The organism is Sphingobacterium psychroaquaticum (genome assembly GCF_900177625.1).
GTDB lineage: Bacteria > Bacteroidota > Bacteroidia > Sphingobacteriales > Sphingobacteriaceae > Sphingobacterium > Sphingobacterium psychroaquaticum.
Genome location: NZ_FXAU01000007.1, coordinates 1 through 19722, shown reverse-complemented (window position 1 = coordinate 19722; position 19722 = coordinate 1). Strand labels below are relative to the sequence as shown.

Below are 19722 nucleotides of genomic sequence, written 5' to 3'. Positions count from 1 at the left end.
TTTGTGATGGACGATAAAAAAACATGTCAGTGAAAAAACTATTTCTCCTTGATGGAATGGCGCTCATCTATAGAGCCTATTTCGCTTTAAGTAAAGTTCCTCGTTTAACCTCCTACGGTTTAAACACTGGGGCGATCATGGGTTTTACCAATACGTTGCTGGAGCTATTAAACAAACAAAAGCCCACACATATCGCTGTCGTTTTTGATACGTCCGCACCAACGAATCGTCACCTAGAATTCCCGGAATATAAAGCGCATCGCGAAAAAATGCCAGAAGACCTATCGGCTTCTATCCCTTATATCTTTAGACTAATTGAAGGATTTAATATTCCTATCATAACGATGGACGGGTATGAGGCCGATGACATTATCGGAACCCTTGCGAAAAAAGCGGAAAAGGAAGGGTTTGATGTGTATTGTATGACCCCTGACAAGGATTTTGGTCAATTGGTGTCTGATCATATTTTTATTTACAAACCGGCGCGTATGGGTAACGGCGCCGAAACGCTTGGTGTTCCAGAGATCTTAGAAAAATGGGAGATCACCGAGGTTTCGCAAGTAATTGATATTTTAGGCCTTTGGGGTGACGCTGTTGACAATATCCCTGGTATTCCTGGAATCGGTGAGAAAACGGCAAAAAAACTAATCCAAGAATATCATTCCGTTGAAGGTATAATCGAAAATTCACACCAGCTTAAAGGCAAGCTCAAAGAAAATGTTGAGAACTACGCCGAGCAAGGTCGTATCTCTAAAAAACTAGCAACGATCCAGTTGGACGTTCCCATTGAATTGGACGAAAAAGCTCTTGAGTTGGAGAAACCAGACCGAGAACGCTTGGAGCCGCTCTTTGCGGACCTGGAATTTCGAACACTGGGCAAACGTGTCTTTGGGGATGACTTTAACATTGTGGAAAGTGCAAGCGCACCTACCTCGGGCCAGATGGATCTTTTTGCGAGCGCAGCCTCGTCAACCGACAGTTCCCCGGATCCCGTCGTTCCAGTTGTTCCAAGCTTAAACATAAACAATACCCCGCACAACTATATATTGGTAAACACGGCCGAAGATCAACAAAAGCTGGCCGAGAAGTTGGCTACCCTTCAAAGCTTTTGTTTCGATACCGAATCGACATCTGTAGAGGCACTAGAAGCGGAGATTGTCGGTTTATCTTTTTCATGGGAAAAGGGCAAAGCATATTATGTACCAACACCGAGTGACCGTGAAGAAGCTGAAAACATTGTGTCTCTCTTTAAGCCTGTGCTTGAAAATGCTACGATAGAGAAAATCGGCCAGAATATTAAATATGATATTCTATTGCTATCGCGCTATGGTGTGCGTGTTCAAGGACCTTTGTTCGACACCATGATCGCGCATTACCTCATTGATCCTGACACAAGACACGGGATGGATGTCCTGGCAGAAATCTACTTAGGATATACCCCCGTCTCCATCACAGAATTGATTGGACCACGCGGTAAAAATCAGCTGACCATGCGTGATGTTGAAATTACCAAAGTAACGGAGTATGCGGCAGAAGATGCCGATATCACGTGGCAGCTCCACGAAATATTTAAGCCTTTACTGATTGAAACGCAAACACTGGAACTCGCGGAAAAGGTCGAATTTCCACTCGTGTATGTATTGGCTGATATAGAGAGAAATGGTGTGAAGATCGATGTCGACACCCTAAAAGTCTTCTCCAAAAGCTTAGAAGAGGACGTCAAACGATTGGAACAAACCATCTATGAGAAAACGGGTGTTACATTCAATATTGCTTCACCGAAACAACTGGGGGAAGTTCTTTTCGACAAATTACAGTTAGACCCGAAAGCAAAGAAAACAAAAACGGGCCAATATAAAACCGGAGAGGATGTGCTTTTGGCCTTAGCCAATAAATCTGACATTGTACAAGATATCCTTGATTTCCGTCAGTTACAAAAGTTAAAGTCGACCTATGTTGACGCACTCCCAGGTTTAATAAACAAAGAAACTGGACTGATTCATACATCCTATAACCAAGCGGTCGCAGCCACAGGAAGGTTGAGTTCCACAAATCCGAACTTACAGAACATTCCCATTCGAACGGAAAAAGGACGCGAAGTGCGAAAAGCGTTTATTCCTCGGTCTACCGGAAATGTTCTATTATCTGCCGACTACTCGCAGATCGAGCTGCGTTTAATTGCAGAGCTTAGTCAGGATAAAAATATGCTGGAAGCCTTTGCTGCAGGACACGATATTCACCGTGCCACAGCCGCACGTGTTTATGGTGTTCCGCTAGAGGAAGTAACATCTGACCAACGTCGAAATGCGAAAGCCGTGAATTTTGGAATTATCTACGGTCAATCAGCTTTCGGTCTTTCACAGAACCTAGGAATCTCCAGAAAAGACGCATCCGATATTATCGACCAATATTTTAGTCAATATACCGGCATCCGTCAGTATATGACAAGTACAATAGAATCGGCTAAGGAGAAGGGTTACGTTGAAACAATTTTAAAGCGTCGCCGTTATTTAAGAGACATTAATTCGGCAAATATGACGGTACGTGGCTTTGCGGAACGAAATGCGATCAATGCGCCCATTCAAGGCTCTGCAGCAGATTTAATAAAAATTGCGATGATCGATATCCAAGACGATATTATCAATAGCTCCCTAAAAGGGAAAATGATCATGCAGGTTCATGATGAACTTGTTTTTGATGTTCCACAAGAGGAAGCGGACCGTTTTAAGACGATCATCATTGATCGCATGAAGAATGCGATCAAGCTACAAGTACCCATCGAAGTTGAAGTAGGACTAGGTAGTAATTGGTTAGAAGCTCATTAAATACAACATGAAGTCATACATTTTTTATATTTTTCTTTTTTTTGCGCTTTCAGCTACTGCGCAGCAGGAAGCTAAAAAAGAGGTGTTTTTTGAAAATGCATCTAATGGACTCGTTCGTTTTCATTTTGATAAGCATTATTATTTAGTCGATAAAAACTGTCCTTTCAAGTCTATTGAGCGTTTATCACAATTTATCGTTTCAAAAAATGTTTTTCATGGAGAATTCAAGGATTTTGATCCAAATGGTCGATTAGTATTAACCGGAACTTATATCGAGGGAATAAAAGAAGGGAATTTTAAAGCGTACCATCCGAATGGACAATTGAAATGGGAAATGACCTTCAAGGATAATTTTCCAATAGGTGATGCCAACTATTACTACCCCGACGGTAAGCCTATGTTAACGTTAAACTATAGTAACGGAAAATATCGTATCGTTTCTTTTTGGGATTCATTAGGACGCCAACGTGTAGAGCAAGGTAATGGCAATTATGAATTTAAGATGCCCTTCGACTTTTACAATGAATACGGTTATCCTTTCTATGAACGACGCGGAAAGCTCAAAAATGGTCTTCCCACAGGATATTGGATAACCAATGTGATGGATGAAAAAAACCGTAGAACGCTCTTTACCGAAGAGACATACGATAGTAACGGACGCCTGACTTCCGCTTATAATCTATTTCTTGATGATGACTATACCTCACCGATTACATGGGTACCTACAGAGTATTTCCCTATAGCTGAATCCCTTACATATAAGCAGTGTAATTTTGATGACTTCAGTGGTTTTAATGCCTATCTATCGGCGAAGCTCGAAGAAGCTTTCAATTCGATCCCAACTCCACAAGCAGAGTCCGACGATTTTACGTATACAATACGTTTGGATAAAGAAGGAATTCCTCAGATGTTAAAAGTGGAAAAAGAATTAAAGGACAGTAAATTGAATCAGTATTTAGAACAGGTATTGAAGAGAATCCCTTTCTATTTTCCGTCATTAGATGCAAATGGAGCTCCAATCGAAGATAAATTGACCATATCGGGTAAAATGATGTTAACGACCTCTGGCAAATTAAATTTTCACAGCATATCCATCAAGAGAGAAAAACAAGCTTCTGCAGAATAGATAAAAACCCAATACAGCGTAAATCGAACGCTAATAGATGAATTTTATCTAAAATTATATAAGTTTGCAAAAATATTAATCATGAAATTTCACAAAGAAGGGTATACCAGTCTCGCTTTAGTTATTTTATTTATCTTCGTAATAAACGCAGTAGCAAACTATTACGATGCTCCAACGTATCTAAAGTGGTTTTTATATGCTATTTCGGCATTTCTATTTATCGTAATCGTTCAGTTCTTTCGCAGCCCGATTAAACACATTATTCCAAATGAAGGCGTTGTTCTATGCCCTGCGGATGGAAAAGTTGTGGTTATTGAGGAAACCCAAGAGACGGAGTATTTCAAAGATAAACGTCTACAGGTTTCGATTTTCATGTCGCCTACCAATGTCCATGTAAATCGTAATCCAATTAGCGGAGTCGTAAACTATTTCAAATATCACCCTGGAAAATTTTTGGTTGCCTGGCACCCAAAATCATCTACGGATAACGAACGAACGACAGTCGTTGTACAAAATCAAGCTGGGGTGGAAGTTCTATTCCGTCAGATTGCAGGCGCTTTAGCTCGCCGTATTGTATGGTACGTAAAAGAAAATGATCAAGTAAAGCAAGGGGATGAGTTTGGTTTTATAAAATTTGGTTCCCGTGTTGACTTGTTTTTACCTATCGGCACCCAAGTAGACGTAAATATTGATGATAAAGTGGTGGGCGGAAAAACCATTATCGCAAGAATTTAATAAAAAATTAACATAACTATGTGTAAATTAGGCTTCGATATCGAAGCCTTTTTTAATGAGGTATTCGTTCGAATAAAACATGAATTTTAGAACCATTACTTTCCTGATTTCAGCTACGGTAGGTATTGCCTTGGCTCTTACCGATTTTTTGCATCGCCAAACCCTGATGATTCCGCTGTTGTTGTTTGCTCTTTCCACGACGATTTGCTTCATTGTATTACAAAATCTATTTGAGCGTTATGTAAATAATCGTATCAAGAACGTGTACAAGCTTATTCACAACCTGAAACTGGGAAAAGACTTAAAAGACGCCCTTGGCGATCACATCTCTGATGATCCGATCGCGGACGCTGAGCGCGAAGTTCGTGACTGGGCGAAGCAAAAAGCATCCGAAATCCACACCCTTCAAGAGCAAGCACAATTTCGGAAAGAATTTTTATCTAACATTTCTCACGAGTTTAAAACGCCACTTTTTGCAACGCAGGGCTATATAGAGACCCTCCAGGATGGTTTAATAGATGAAGACCCTGATTTAGCAAAGAATTTTTTAGATAAGGCCTCTCGAAATATTGACCGATTAGGCTACCTCATCCATGACTTGGATGAGATTTCGAAACTAGAGACTGGCACGGTGAGTCTTATTATCGAACGCTTCGACATCCACGCCTTGATTAAAGAGTGTATTGAGGATCTAGAAAGTAAGGCCGAAAAAAGCAATATAAAGCTCGTATTCAAAGGAAAAAGTACTCAACCTCTTTTTGTAAAAGCAGACCGAAAACGAATACAACAGGTTCTGGTCAACCTAATTGACAACTCTATAAAATATGGAAAACAGTCTGGGAAGACAACAATTTCAACCTTTTCGTTGTTTGATCAGATACTGGTAGAGGTAACGGATGATGGTTACGGCATTGAAGAAAAAAATCTTCCACGTGTTTTCGAGCGCTTTTTCCGTACCGACAAGAGTCGATCCCGAGATATTGGTGGGTCAGGACTGGGTTTATCTATAGTAAAACACATTGTGGAAGCACATCAACAAAATGTGAACGTACGCAGCACAGAAGGCATTGGAACCACGTTTGGGTTCACATTGGCACGTGCCTCAGCGCATTAAATTATTTTGTTCTGACATAATAGATTGTAAACTTAACATTAACTTAACATTCCATTTATAATTTTGCACAAAATTCATAATTATGGCTTTAAATAGTATTTTTCAGTATTTCGTTCCAAAGGACAAGAAATTTTTCCCTTTGTTTGAACAAGCAGGTGCCAACCTTATTGAAATGGCCAAACTGCTACAAGAAACAGTTTACTCCACTGATTTAGCAAAACGCGCCGAAATAAATAAAAAGCTAGAAGACCTTGAACACAAGGGCGACAACATTACACATCAGATTCACCTAGAGCTGGGTAAGAACTTTATTACACCATTCGACAGAGAGGATATTCACGCGTTAGCAAGCTCTCTAGATGATGTAGCAGACTTTATTCAAGGTGCTTCAAACCGTATCGAGCTATACAAAGTAATTACGATTACACAGCCAATGAAAGAGATCACTGATCTAATCGTTGAGGCGACTGAGCATGTTGCAACGGCCATTAATGAGTTAAAAGATCTGAAAAACATCCGTAACATCACGGACTCTTGTGTGCGCATTAATAGTGTTGAAAACAAAGCCGATTACATCTTTGACAAAGCTGTTGGTGAACTATTCGAATACGAGAAAGACGCAATTACACTTATCAAAAACAAAGAAGTACTTTCAGCGATGGAAGATGCGACAGATAAATGTGAAGACGTGGCGAACGTATTAGAAAGTATTTTAATTAAGAATGCATAATCTAAGCATTCAGAAAGCATAAAAAATCATGGTAATTTCAACATTATTAATTGTTGTTGTAATACTTGCAATTGCTTTTGACTACATCAATGGTTTCCACGATGCAGCCAACTCTATTGCAACCATTGTCTCAACAAAAGTACTTACCCCATTTATGGCTGTCCTATGGGCTGCAATATTCAACTTTGCAGCTTATTTTTACTTTACAGACCATAAAGTGGCCAATACCATTGCCAAAACCGTTATCGACGAATATATTACACTGGAAGTAATCTTTGCTGGTTTAGTTGCCGCAATTTCCTGGAATTTATTTACATGGTACTACGGTATCCCGTCCAGCTCTTCTCATACCTTAATTGGTGGTTTTGCGGGTTCAGGAATGGCCTACGCATGGATCATGGGCGCTAACCCTATTACTGCTGTAAACCAAAGCGCCATTTTAAAAACAGTATCCTTTATTGTTCTTGCACCAATCCTAGGTATGCTTATGGCGATCATCATTACGTTGATCATTATGAACATCGCCAAGAAATCGCGCCCTGCCGTTGCCGAGAAATGGTTCAAAATCTGTCAGCTCATTTCATCTGCAGCATTAAGTTTTGCGCATGGTGGTAACGACGCCCAAAAAGTAATGGGTATTATTGCGACTGCTTTGATTGCAGAACAAATAATTCCTAATTTCGAGGCGATGCCTGCATGGGTTCCATTATCCTGTTACGCTGCTATTGCTGCGGGAACAATGAGTGGTGGATGGAAAATTGTAAAAACAATGGGTACGAAGATCACCAAAGTAACGCCTTTAGAAGGTGTCGCAGCTGAAGCGGCGGGTGCTGTAACATTAGGTATCACGGAACACTTCGGAATTCCAGCATCCACCACACACACTATCACAGGTTCGATTATTGGAGTCGGCGTCGTTAAGCGCGTGTCTGCCGTACGTTGGGGCGTAACCATAAGTTTATTATGGGCGTGGATCCTGACCATTCCTGTTAGTGCGGTCTTAGGCGGCTTAACTCTAGCAATAATCCACTACATTCTTTAAGCGTGGTGTTTTAACTACAATAACAAAGGTTTACCACGATAAACGTTAAATTATTGACCAAAAATTTGGTCATCTTAAAGAATATATATACTTTTACGCATCCAAATTTGTTGGCAATCAACAAATTTGGATGTTTATATAAACTTACTGGCCAAAATTACTTTTTGGCATCGTTATTGTTAAGTTTTGTTAAATACATTGTAAAACGTGAAAACAATTAAAAATTTTAATAACCTTAAAAACAAGAGTATGAACTATTCTACAATTAAAAAAACAGCTGTTGCAGCTTCTTTAGTGGCCGCTTTAGGTTTCGCTGAGACTGCTCAAGCTCAAACTCCAACTGTATTTGGTGGTAGATCACAATACAGAACTTGGTCTATCGGTGTTCAAGGTGGTATTACTACGCCTAACGCACTTGTTGGTGGATCAAATGCATTTGGTCAAAAGGTTGGTTACTTCCAAAACAAAGTTGGTGAGTACTATGGTTTGACTATCCGCAAACAATTCTCTCACCTATTCGGTTTAGAATTAGAAGGTAACCGTGGTCGTATCAAATCTTACAACCACAATACTTCTGGTCCTGTTGCTGAAAATGGATTAGGCGCAAAATCTGTTGAAACTTCTGTTAACTGGGCAGGTAGCTTAAACGGAGTTTTCCAATTAGGTACTGTTGACTTCTTAAGAAGAGAAAACGCTGTTAACTTCTACGCTAAAGTAGGTTTGGGTGTTATGGCTCACAACCCTGTACAATTCTTAAACAATGATTTCACAGGTACTGAAGTTTACAACAACAAAGGTAAATGGGGTGAAGAAATCTTCGGTGACCGTGAGTCAGTTGGAGATAGAGACAACCGTTTAACAGCTTTCATCCCTGTAGGTGTTGGTGTTAAATTCAAATTATCTGAAGTTGTTGCCTTGAACTTAGGTTACACGATGAACTTCACTGATGATAACTTATTGTACGGTCCAGCTAGAGCAGACTACAAAGGTAAATTCTCTAATGTATACGGTGGTTTAGAATTCACTTTAGGTTCACGCGACAAAGCGAACTTAACTTTTGCTAACCCAGTTGCTACATTGTACGATGAATTGAGAGATCCATCTTTGAAAAACGAAGTTGAAGCTTTAAAACAACGTGTATCTTCTTTAGAAGGAACTGTTGATGCATTAAGCAAAGACTCTGATGGTGACGGTGTTTCTGATAAATTTGACAAATGTCCAGGTACACCTGCAGGTACTGCAGTAGATGGTGCTGGTTGTCCAATCAAATTCCCTGAGCAACAAGTTCAACAAGGAAATAACGCTACTACTGGTGCGTACTATTCTCCTATCCAATTCGAATTCGATAGTTCAGTATTGAAAACTTCTTCATACTCAACTTTAGATAAATTAGCGAAAGAATTGCGTGACAACAAATCATCTGTTAAATTAGATGGTTACGCTTCTTCAGAAGGTTCTGAAGCTTATAACTTGAACCTTTCTAAAGACCGCGCTAATGCAGTAAAACAATACTTAGTTAACGCTGGAGTAACTGCATCAAGCGTATCAGCTAATGGTTACGGTGAGGCTAACCCAGTTGCTTCTAACGCTACTGAGGAAGGACGTATCCAAAACCGTCGTGTTGAAATCAAAAAATAATTATACGTAAGTATACATTATAAAGATTTGAAAGGCCTGTTTGCTCTGCAAACAGGCCTTTCTGCTTATAATCAATATTTTAACGTATCTTTGTGCTGTCGTATGTTAACATGTGGAAAAGAATTGTGACTAAGTATCACATTTTCTTTTTAATTTTCTTCTAGAGTAGACTTATCATGGTTGCTCTAAAATAATATAACAAGGAGGGGTAATGGAAGAAGAATTCGAATATGGTTCGCCAGAAGAACAAAAACTATCGGTAGATCGTTACGAAGAAATGATCCGCAATCAGGATCAGTATTTTTTTGACGCCAAAGCTTTCGAAGGGATTATCGAATATTACATCGATAAAAACGACCCCGTCAAGGCACTCCAAGTCGCCGATTATGCGACTAGTCAGCATCCTTATGAAGCCGTTTTCTTGCTAAAAAAAGCACATCTTTTCGCCCGAATACAACAATATGACCGGGCCTTAGAAGAATTGTCCAAAGCAGAAATACTCGAACCTAATAGCGTTGACATTCTACTCCTAAAAGGAACAGTATACCTAGCAACGGGTGACCTCGATGCTTCTGAATCGCTCTTTCTTCAAGCCATAGCACTCGAAGATGATGCTCCCGAAGCTTATTACCAACTCAGTGAGTTGTATCAGCTTAAAGGAGATTATGAGACCGCAATTATCTACTTAAAAAAATCTCTGGAACAGAATATGGAAAACGATGATGCCCTTAACGCACTATCGTTTTGCTATGAAGTTTTAGATCGTACCGAAGAATCTATTGCGTTCTATAAAAACTATATCGATAATGAACCTTACTCGTATGCAGCTTGGTTTAACCTGGGTATTGTATACGACAAGCTCGAGCAATTCGAAGAAGCTATAGACGCATATGATTATGCAATTCTAATCAACGAGTCTTTTGTTCCCGCTTACTTTAATAAGGGCAATGCCCTAGTAAGCTTGCAAAAATACAAAGAAGCAATAGACGTTTATAAAGAGAGTTTTGAGTATGAAACTCCCTCGGCCGATGTTTACTGTGCAATTGGCGAGTGTTTTGAAAAGCTGGAACAGATGGACGATGCTCGCGCACATTACAGAAAGGCCGTAAAATTAGATCCAAATTTAGCAGACGGCTGGTTTGGGATTGGGGTTACACTGGACTTCGAGGATCGTTTTTTCGAGTCTTTACACTTCTATAAAAAAGCGCTGGATTTAGATGATACAAACCCCGACTATTGGTTTGCTATTGCTGATGCGCGCTATAAACTAAATCAGTTTGAAGAGTCTGAAAAAGCATATCAAAAAGTCGTAGAATTAAATCCTACTGATATTGAAGCTTGGTTGGATTATTCATCCATATATTTTGAGCAAAAAAAGTATACAGAGGCGATTGATGTTATGGCAGACGCTATCCGAACCAATCCGGAGGCTTCGGAACTCTATTACAGAATTGTCGCTTATCTGTTTGCGAATGGACAATATAACGACGCGCTCAACTTTCTAGAACTTGGATTGGCAACAAACCCCGAAAAATTCTATATCTTGTTTGACTATTTACCACAATTACAAGGAAACCAGGTGATCGTGGATATTATCAAAAAATATACAGAAGAAAAATAAATGAAAAAATTAGGTTTGATAGGATATCCTTTAGGGCATTCCTTCTCTAAAAAATATTATACCGAAAAGTTTGCGAAAGAACATATCAAAGACATAGATTACGATTTATACCCTATCGTTGATATTGGTAACTTCCCTGATCTTTTCGCAAACGACAGCTCCTTTTATGGTTTTAATGTTACCATTCCATATAAGCAGTCCGTTGTTTCATTTCTAAATGAGCTCTCTGAAGAGGCGCAAGAAATGGATGCAGTAAACTGCATTACAATAAAGTATAATGATGGGACCGTTCACCTAAAAGGATATAACACCGATGCATACGGCTTTGAAAATTCAATTCGCCCCCTATTGGCCCTGCACCACACACGAGCACTCGTGCTTGGAAACGGTGGTGCGGCAAAAGCTGTCTTTTACAGCTTGAAAAAGCTTGGAATATCTTATAAAATAGTAAGTAGATCCCATACAAATGGAGATATTACCTATTCTGAACTTAATAAGGAGATTATGGATTCTCATCCAATAATTATAAACTGTTCGCCTTTAGGCACGTTTCCGAATATAGATGAAGCGCCTGATATTCCCTATGAGTTTATTGGTAAACAACATCTATTGTATGATTTAATCTACAATCCTGAAGAAACATTATTCTTACGTCGTGGCAAAGAAAATGGAGCGATGATAAAAAATGGATACGAAATGTTACTACTACAGGCGGAGCGTAATTGGGAGATCTGGAATGCAAAAGATTAAAACCTCTATTATTTTCTTCGTCATAATTTTGGGAACGATTATAAGCTGCACCAATACATCAGACTATAGTCCGAAACCTAGAGGCTTCTTTCGAATCAGCTTTCCCGAGAAAACCTATCAAGAGGCTAAAACAGGCTGTCCTTTTACTATGGACATTCCGTCCTACAGTGTCCTGCGTGATGACCGTTCTGCTGGCGCACAACCGTGCTGGAAAAACCTCGACTTCCCCGCTTATAATGCGCGTTTACACATCAGCTACTTTAAGATCTCACCACAGGCACCATTTAGTGCCTTAACAGAAGATGCACGCACCTTTGCTTTTAAACATACCGCCAAAGCATCCGCTATTGACCAACGTAGGATCAATCGGCCTGAAGATGCAGTATATGGCTTAACGTACTACATTAAAGGTAATACGGCTTCAAACTTACAGTTTTTTGTATCTGATAGCACAACGCATTATCTCCGCGCGGCTCTTTACTTCAATGAGAAACCTAATATGGACTCCATTGCTCCCGTGCTCGAATTTATACAAGCGGATATAGAGCGCATGGTAAATACCATTACATGGAAGTAAGCGTCGAGGTACGTGAATCCTTAAGTTTAAATTTATCTCAGTATCTTTGATATATGTTAAAAATACAAACATTTACGTTTAATCCGTTTCAAGAAAACACGTATATCGTGTATGACGAAATCGGCAACTGCGCTATATTTGATCCGGGGACATCTTCTACGCAGGAAGAACAAGAGCTTACTCAGTTTATCACCGATCAAAAGTTAACACCTGTTGCGCTCGTAAATACCCATTGTCATGTAGACCATGTTCTAGGAAATCGTTTTATTTTTGAACAATATGGACTAATGCCACAACTCCATGAGGGCGAGGTGCCCACTTTAGTTGCCGTACAAAACTATGCGCCGATGTATGGTATCCGTTATGAAGTTTCTCCCATTCCAGAAGCATTTCTGCAAGAAGGATCTGAAATTACCATCGGTAGCCATATTTTAAAAACATTATTTGTTCCGGGGCACTCCCCCGCTCACTTATGTTTCTATTCTGCGGATTATGGTTTTTTAATTGGTGGCGACGTATTGTTCAGAAACAGTATTGGAAGGACTGATTTACCAGGAGGAAACCATCAACTACTTCTGGATAGTATAAAAAAAGAAGTTTATACACTTCCTGACAACACGGTCGTGTACCCTGGTCATGGCCCAACAACAACAGTAGGATACGAAAAAGAAACAAACCCTTTTGTTAGAGGTTAAACAAACGATATGAAGCTTCCTTTTTTCTTTGCCATACGCTACCTGTTTTCTAAAAAATCAGTCAATGCTATTAATATCATTTCCTCCATCAGTGTTATTGGAGTACTTGTTAGTAGCGCAGCCTTGGTTATCGTACTCTCCTTTTACAATGGGATGGAGAAGCTCATCTTATCGCTCTACAGTACTTTTGCGCCAGAGTTACGTATTGAGCCTGCGGAAGGGAAAGTTTTTTCGACCAAACAGCCTTTTTTCGACGATCTGCGCAAAAATAATAAGATTCAAAGTTATACGGAGGTCCTTGAAGACAAAATACTGATCCAGTATGATAACCATCAATTCATAGCACAGGTAAAGGGGGTCGAACCGGCAAGCTTATTGGCTGTTGACCATGAAAACATGCTCTATGCCGGCGACTTTGATATTTATCCGGATAGCATTCCGTATGCCATAATAGGTGCTCAGATTCAATCCAACCTTCGTGTCCCGATAGAAGGGATTGACAATACCATACAGCTTTTCTCTCCGCGCAAAGGTGTCCAGGCGGGCAGTAGTGTTAACCCTATGGATGAGATCAATATCAGAAGCATTTCGCCTCGTGGCGTACTACAATATCAACAAGGGTACGATAATCTTATTATCACACCGCTTCCCTTTGCCCGAGACCTACTCAATGAGCACAAAAATGTGTCGGCTATAGAGATCTACACAAAAGACTCCTCTACGGTACAAGGCTTAAAGAAAGAGATACAGACGGCACTTGGCGACACATTTAAGGTGAAGGATCGAGAGCAACAAAACCCGTTATTATACAAAACTGTCCGTTCCGAGAAATGGATCGTTTTCTTTATCCTTACCATTATTTGCATTATTGCCATCTTCAATATTATTGGTTCTCTTACCATGCTCGTTATCGACAAAAAAGAAGATATGCTGGTTTTACAAAGCCTCGGCGCAAACAAAAGCCTCATACAGCGGATCTTCTTTTACGAAGGCGTCATGATCGCATTTCTTGGGGGAGTAATAGGTATTGCCTTGGGTTTACTCTTTTGCTTGTTTCAAGAAAAATATGGTTTTATTACGACTGGAGAAGGCGCGAATGCGATTATGGATGTCTACCCCGTGGACATTCGAACTATGGACTTTGTCATTGTATTTATTACCGTTATGGTGGTCGCAACATTTGTCTCTTATCTCGCGGCTCATTTGAGCGTGCGCGAAATCAAAAACGACACGAAAATATAGGGTATAGGAAAACGAGGCTATCAGGACTAATACTGCAAGCGCTTTCTACTGTAGTCTCCTTTAACGATAGAGTTGATGAACGATCCCCATGCAAAAGGACTCAATAACGGGTTTGCATAGCGTTGATTGATGTTTTTATTCGTCATATTAATATGACGCTGCATGGAGTTAAATGTTTGAATTTCTTCTGCGCTACGCGGAACTGTAGCGGCAAGAGCGGCAAGCGCTTCTGGAGAAAGGTTTCTTTTTATACGAGAAGCATCGTCGTCATTTACATTCAACGCTAAGAAAGCAATATTAAACTCTTCGATACTTGCCCAGGGGTAAGGCATGACAGCAGGAAGTTCAATAACGAGACTTTTCATACTAATTCTTGCTGTATATTTATCTGAGTTTGTAAACGGAATTACATATTCTAATGGATCAAAACCAACAGATGTAAAACGAATCGTATCACCAGCATGAGCAACAAAAGAAAAGAAACCTTCATTGTTCGCAGCATGCGCCTGGTTATTGTAGCTGACGTTAGTAACCGTTACAAAAGGAACAGGGAGTTCTCCTCCAACTGAACTTATAAGTCCACTGAACTGCAAAATTTTCTTTTCTTGTCCTTGCGCATGAATAGCACTTAAAAAGAAAACCACCATGAAGAGAATAACTAATCGTCCTGTCATGCTCCAAAATTATACAATCTCCTATAAAGAAGGCTGTTAAATTGTGTTAACCTTACTAGATTTGCCCTGGTGTAATCGCGTTGGGATCGTTCATGTCTGTTAAGTTGATCGCTTCAACACCTGTAATCTCTGGCACTGCTTTCTTAATCGCTTGCTCTAATCCCGCCTTGAAAGTCATTATGCTCATCGAACAACTCGCACATGTTCCCAGCAATTTTAACCGAACTACATTATCTGGAGTAATTTCCTCAATACTTACGTTACCACCATCCGTCTCTAAATAGGGACGAATCGTATCCAATGCTTGTTCTACTCGCTCGTGTAATGTCATTTTTCTATATAAAATAAATTCTTTGTAAAGATAATCAATTTATTAAAAAAATGCGGTTTGACCTAAACAATAGGGCGCAATTTCAACATTCCATTGACACACCTCCCTTAAACAGGGTTAAAGAATGTTAAAGCACTCCAAACGAGTAGGTTTAGGTTTATAATACCTGTATCTTTCCCCTCTAAAAATTAATTGAATCTTATTTGAATTTCACGTATCTTTGTAAAATGTTTTTAAATAGACGTATAGTATCGTTATTGGCAGGCGTTGCCATTGTTGTTTCTGTTTCAAGCTGCAAGAGCAAGTTTGAGAAACTTCGTGCAAGCAATAATATTGCAATGAAGTATCAAGAAGCCGTCAAGTTGTACGAGAAGAAAAAATATACCAAAGCTTTGGTTCTTTTTGATGACCTTATGATAAAATATAGAGGGCAATCCGAAGCGGAAGATCTATATTATTATACGGCTTATACGAACTACCGTCTTCGAGATTATACTTCGGCACGTTTCTCCTTCAAGAACTTTGCGAGCACGTATCCAAATAGTCCCCGCGCAGAAGAATGTCGTTTCATGTCTGCTTACTGCTTTTACTTGGACTCTCCTCGCTCATCGTTAGACCAGGAGAACACGAGAAAAGCTATCGACGAATTGCAGTTGTTTATCAACTTATATCCGGACGGAGCAAAGGCAAAGGAAGCGGGAGATTTAATACAAGGGCTTCGCGACAAACTAGAGCAAAAGGCTTTTGCTAATGCGAAATTGTATTTCGATATGGGACAGCCGGATGATTACCGCGCCGCTGTTATCGCTTTTGAAAACATGCTTCGCGAATATCCGGACACGAAATATGCAGAGGAGATCGAATTTTTAATCGTTAAGGCTCAATATTTGTTTGCACAAAACAGTATGCCTTTCCGTCAAGAAGTGAGATATAATGAAGCGATTGACTATTACCAGTCTTTTGTAGAGCACTATCCGAATAGCAAATACAAAAAAGAAGCTGACGATCTTAGGTCGAGTGCAGAAAAACAAATCGCTTATGTCGTAAAACGCATGAACGAAATTAATAAGATACGCGAAGATCAGCAACGAGAATTGGGTATCACCAAAGAAGAGGCAGAAGCGAAAGAAAAAGCTTCAGCAAAAGAATAAATTAGAAATTCATAATACATTTTAAAATGAGTCAAAATAAAAACACTTCTGTTCCAAATTCAACAGTAACACGTGATTTAAGACAATTGGACAAAGGGACTGAGAATATTTACGAGTCTATTGTTGTGATTTCAAAGCGTGCAAATCAAATTGCTGTTGACATCAAAGAAGAACTAAATGGTAAGCTTGCTGAGTTTGCAAGTAACAATGACAATTTGGAAGAGGTATTTGAAAACCGTGAACAAATTGAAATTTCTAAACACTACGAGCGTATGCCTAAGTCATCGTTGATCGCTGTTGACGAGTTTCTTAATGACAAAATTTACTTTAGAAACCCATCTAAAGAGCAAGAATAAACGAGACAGATGTCTTTACAGGGCAAAAATATTGTAATTGGTGTATGCGGCAGTATTGCCGCATACAAAATTGCATCTCTGATTCGCCTATTGGTTAAAGAGAATGCCCAGGTGCAGGTAATAATGACCCCTGATGCACAGAACTTCATTACCCCGCTTACCCTAGCGACTTTATCAAAAAATCCGGTCCTTTCTGCTTATTTCGATTCACAATCGGGTCAATGGCACAATCATGTAGCGCTTGGCTTGCAAGCAGACCTGCTACTCGTTGCTCCTGCTTCGGCCAACACCTTAAGCAAAATGGCAAACGGTATTTGTGATAATCTTTTGCTCGCGACATACCTTTCTGCAAGGTGCCCAGTAATGTTTGCTCCTGCCATGGATTTAGATATGTGGAAGCACCCAGCGACACAGCGTAACATCGAGTTCCTACAGCGCGACGGAAACATCTTGATAGAACCGACCGATGGTGAGCTCGCCAGTGGCTTAATTGGTCAGGGGCGCCTGGCCGAGCCGGAAGAAATCGTAGAAAAAATTCAACAGCTTTTTAATGAAGTACTTCCTTTAAAGGGTAAAAAAGCCCTGGTGTCCGCAGGCCCAACCTATGAAGCGATCGACCCGGTTCGTTTTATCGGCAATCACTCGAGTGGGAAAATGGGCTATGCAATCGCCAATACGCTTTCTGCTCTAGGCGCTGATGTTGTTTTAGTAAGTGGCCCAACAGCTCTAGAGACTCCAAAAGGTGTTACTAGAGTAGATGTAACCTCTGCCAGCGATATGCTTAACGCTTGTAATGCGTATTTTGAGCTCGCCGACATTATCGTTATGAGCGCTGCTGTAGCTGACTATACACCTGTGGAAGTTGCAACGCAAAAGATCAAGAAAAAAGAAAACAGTTTTCAGATCGACTTAACGAAGACAACAGATATCCTGGCTACATTAGGACAAAAAAAGAGTGTTAAACAAACATTAGTGGGCTTTGCTTTGGAAACAAACAATGCCATAGAAAACGCAAAAAGCAAGCTTTCACGTAAAAACTTAGACTTTATTGTTCTCAATACAATGGAGGATGAGGGCGCTGGTTTCGCACACGATACAAATAAAGTAACGATAATTAGCAAATCGGGACATACTTCAACCTTTCCGCTAAAGGATAAGACAGAAGTAGCGAGTGACCTAGCCACTATTATTGTGGAGCACCAACAATCTATAAATTCATAATCCGAATTTCCTTCGGATAATAATTATTTATCCGATTTGAAAGCACTTTCACCCAGCCCAAGTTAATACCTCGATAGCGTACAAGACACCAACCGTTTTTAGTATTTGAAAACAAATCAATATCAATCGTTTCCTTCCGCAAAAAGTTTAATGCACTATCCAGGTCAACCTCTTGCGCTTCAATCCCCATATTAATATGGTTACTTAGCGCTAGATCATGTGCCGGAATCAATTCTCTGCCAGACCATTTCCCAACATTAGTTCCTGCATTTTTGAGATAAAGTACACTGCGTATAATAGCAAGGTCTTCCTCCATTTCCTTCGGAACGATATGAATATTATCGCCTTGCATAAATGTATAAAATAAAGAAGGATCCTTAACCCATTTATCAATAGATCCCTTTGGGACGTCACTTTTCTCCTTCTTTATCTTTCTCCGTGAAAAAGTTTCCTCAGAAGTCTTTTTCCGTAACACCGATAAAAAGAAACCTTCTCCTTTCACTTGGTGTGGATAAAAACGATATCCCTCGCCCTGTTTTCCTCGACTCCTGGTTTTAGTAATTCCCCAGGAATCTTCAATATCAACCGAGATAGATTCGAATCCGTGCGTAGTGATAAGCCAATCCACTATATCTTCATTCTCTTCTTCCGAATACGAACATGTGGAATAGATTAAATAGCCATCGGTCTTCAAACAGGCTTGTGCATCAGCTAAAATACGTCTCTGACGATCACTACAAAGTTTAACATTTGCTAAAGACCATTCATCAATCGCTCCCGGATCTTTCCGGAACATTCCAGAACCAGAACATGGAGCATCCACAACCATTACATCAAAGTAACCAGGTAAACGGCTAAAAGCAGATGGATCGTTATTTGTTACCACAACATTCGGGTTTCCCCAGCGAACCAGGTTGTCAACCAAAATCAGTGCTCTACTTTTTATAACTTCATTGGAGATCAATAATGAGGAGTTGTTCAAGACACTATTCAACAGGGTAGATTTACCTCCTGGCGCGGCACATAGATCTAATGCCCGGACATCTTCTTTGTGATCCAATCCAAGCGCTCGTATTATATATGAAACAAACATGGAAGAGGCCTCTTGCACATAGTACGTTCCTGCATGATACAAGGGATCCAAGGTAAAAACAGGCCTGTCCGTTAAATAATATCCTTCCTTACACCAAGGAATAGTTTCTGAGAGGGCTAAATCAAGCTTAGCCGGTTTTGCAGGATTTAAGCGCACAGAGGTCACTTTGTCTCCCCGTTCATGTATTTCAGCAAAAGCCTCACTATCGAAGTCTGTACGGCTCCTTAAACGCTCTATTAGTTCGTTTGGTAGAAAATTACCCATGCTATATCTATAATTCTCCGTAAATTTACCATAATCCAGAAATAGCAAAACAAAAAAATGAAAGATTTTAAAAAATATTGTATTATTCCTGCTCCACCGGAGGACATTTATAAAGCATTGACTACCGAAATAACAGCTCGTTTATGGACTGGTGATGTTGTATCGATAGACCCGCAAGAAGGGGGTGAATTCTCGTTATGGGACGGAGGAATAGAGGGACGCTTTATAACACTAGAACCATATAAAAAAATCGTACAACAATGGTATTTCGGCGATCAAGAGGAACTATCTATAGTTACATTGAAACTTCATGAGCATAAAAAAGGTACATCGTTCGAAATAAACCATACGAACATTCCAGATGAGGCCTTTGATGATATCACAGCCGGTTGGGAGGAAACTTACATCGCGAGTCTATTAGAGTTTTACGAAGAAGAGTAATTGACGTTGCTAATTGATCGTCTGTAGTTGGGGTAGTTCGTAGTTGATAGTTGTTGGATCATAGTCGGAGATAGTTGTTAGATCGTAGTTTATGGT

General features: G+C 39.9%; 19 protein-coding genes. 16 read left to right on the top strand and 3 right to left on the bottom strand.

The features are described from left to right. The first annotated feature begins 29 nt into the window (after positions 1–29). The 12 genes from polA (at position 30) to B9Y69_RS15850 (ending at position 14095) form a co-directional block, all read left to right on the top strand. Positions 30–2825: a DNA polymerase I gene (gene polA, locus B9Y69_RS15905; protein ID WP_085474197.1), complete on the top strand. Its 2796-nt coding sequence runs from the start codon at positions 30–32 to the stop codon at positions 2823–2825. Between the two features lie 7 nt (positions 2826–2832). Continuing rightward, the gene (locus tag B9Y69_RS15900; protein ID WP_085473977.1) at positions 2833–3951 is read left to right on the top strand and encodes a toxin-antitoxin system YwqK family antitoxin; all 1119 of its coding nucleotides are present in this window, start codon (positions 2833–2835) and stop codon (positions 3949–3951) included. Positions 3952–4032: 81 nt separating this feature from the next. Continuing rightward, on the top strand, positions 4033–4686 hold the full coding sequence (locus B9Y69_RS15895) for a phosphatidylserine decarboxylase family protein (RefSeq protein ID WP_085473976.1): 654 nt from the start codon (positions 4033–4035) through the stop codon (positions 4684–4686). A 79-nt stretch (positions 4687–4765) separates the two neighbouring features. After that, on the top strand, positions 4766–5800 hold the full coding sequence (locus B9Y69_RS15890; protein WP_085473975.1) for a sensor histidine kinase: 1035 nt from the start codon (positions 4766–4768) through the stop codon (positions 5798–5800). 82 nt (positions 5801–5882) lie between these two features. Further along, positions 5883–6530, top strand: a complete 648-nt coding sequence (locus B9Y69_RS15885) for a DUF47 domain-containing protein (protein WP_085473974.1) — start codon at positions 5883–5885, stop codon at positions 6528–6530. Positions 6531–6558: 28 nt separating this feature from the next. Next, positions 6559–7572 (top strand): inorganic phosphate transporter, encoded by a 1014-nt coding sequence (locus B9Y69_RS15880; RefSeq protein WP_085473973.1) that lies wholly within the window; start codon positions 6559–6561, stop codon positions 7570–7572. 249 nt (positions 7573–7821) lie between these two features. Next, positions 7822–9210, top strand: coding sequence for an OmpA family protein (locus tag B9Y69_RS15875; protein ID WP_085474196.1), 1389 nt, complete (start codon positions 7822–7824; stop codon positions 9208–9210). A gap of 211 nt (positions 9211–9421) precedes the next feature. After that, the gene (locus B9Y69_RS15870; protein WP_085473972.1) at positions 9422–10831 is read left to right on the top strand and encodes a tetratricopeptide repeat protein; all 1410 of its coding nucleotides are present in this window, start codon (positions 9422–9424) and stop codon (positions 10829–10831) included. Continuing rightward, entirely contained in the window at positions 10832–11581 is a 750-nt protein-coding gene (locus tag B9Y69_RS15865; RefSeq protein WP_085473971.1) for a shikimate dehydrogenase family protein, read from the top strand. Continuing rightward, a complete protein-coding gene (gene gldD / locus B9Y69_RS15860) occupies positions 11577–12158 on the top strand; it encodes a gliding motility lipoprotein GldD (RefSeq protein WP_449448550.1) in 582 nt (193 codons plus the stop codon). Before B9Y69_RS15865 ends, gldD begins: the two co-directional genes overlap by 5 nt. Before the next feature lie 53 nt (positions 12159–12211). Beyond that, positions 12212–12853 carry an MBL fold metallo-hydrolase gene (locus B9Y69_RS15855; protein ID WP_085473969.1) on the top strand — a complete coding sequence of 214 codons (642 nt, stop codon included), beginning with the start codon at positions 12212–12214 and terminating at the stop codon, positions 12851–12853. 9 nt (positions 12854–12862) lie between these two features. After that, positions 12863–14095, top strand: coding sequence for an FtsX-like permease family protein (locus B9Y69_RS15850; RefSeq protein ID WP_085473968.1), 1233 nt, complete (start codon positions 12863–12865; stop codon positions 14093–14095). Between the two features lie 26 nt (positions 14096–14121). Here the strand turns inward: B9Y69_RS15850 and B9Y69_RS15845 are convergent, their stop codons facing one another. After that, complete coding sequence (locus B9Y69_RS15845) at positions 14122–14769, bottom strand: peptidase associated/transthyretin-like domain-containing protein (protein WP_085473967.1); 648 nt, start codon at positions 14767–14769, stop codon at positions 14122–14124. Between the two features lie 55 nt (positions 14770–14824). Further along, positions 14825–15100: a NifU family protein gene (locus tag B9Y69_RS15840; RefSeq protein ID WP_085473966.1), complete on the bottom strand. Its 276-nt coding sequence runs from the start codon at positions 15098–15100 to the stop codon at positions 14825–14827. Between the two features lie 227 nt (positions 15101–15327). On the opposite strand from B9Y69_RS15840, the gene B9Y69_RS15835 reads away from it, so the two are divergent. From B9Y69_RS15835 to coaBC, 3 genes are read left to right on the top strand one after another with little or no spacing between them, the layout of a single operon-like run. Further along, positions 15328–16251, top strand: coding sequence for an outer membrane protein assembly factor BamD (locus B9Y69_RS15835; RefSeq protein ID WP_085473965.1), 924 nt, complete (start codon positions 15328–15330; stop codon positions 16249–16251). Between the two features lie 26 nt (positions 16252–16277). Then, a complete protein-coding gene (locus B9Y69_RS15830) occupies positions 16278–16607 on the top strand; it encodes a DNA-directed RNA polymerase subunit omega (protein ID WP_085473964.1) in 330 nt (109 codons plus the stop codon). A 9-nt stretch (positions 16608–16616) separates the two neighbouring features. Continuing rightward, complete coding sequence (gene coaBC, locus B9Y69_RS15825; protein ID WP_085473963.1) at positions 16617–17828, top strand: bifunctional phosphopantothenoylcysteine decarboxylase/phosphopantothenate--cysteine ligase CoaBC; 1212 nt, start codon at positions 16617–16619, stop codon at positions 17826–17828. On the opposite strand, the gene B9Y69_RS15820 is transcribed toward coaBC, so the two are convergent. Next, positions 17815–19185: a methyltransferase RsmF C-terminal domain-like protein gene (locus tag B9Y69_RS15820; protein ID WP_085473962.1), complete on the bottom strand. Its 1371-nt coding sequence runs from the start codon at positions 19183–19185 to the stop codon at positions 17815–17817. The two genes, coaBC and B9Y69_RS15820, sit on opposite strands and share 14 nt — an antisense overlap. A gap of 57 nt (positions 19186–19242) precedes the next feature. Here B9Y69_RS15820 and B9Y69_RS15815 point away from each other — a divergent pair, with 57 nt between their 5' ends. After that, the gene (locus B9Y69_RS15815) at positions 19243–19626 is read left to right on the top strand and encodes an SRPBCC domain-containing protein (protein ID WP_085473961.1); all 384 of its coding nucleotides are present in this window, start codon (positions 19243–19245) and stop codon (positions 19624–19626) included. Positions 19627–19722: the final 96 nt, after the last annotated feature.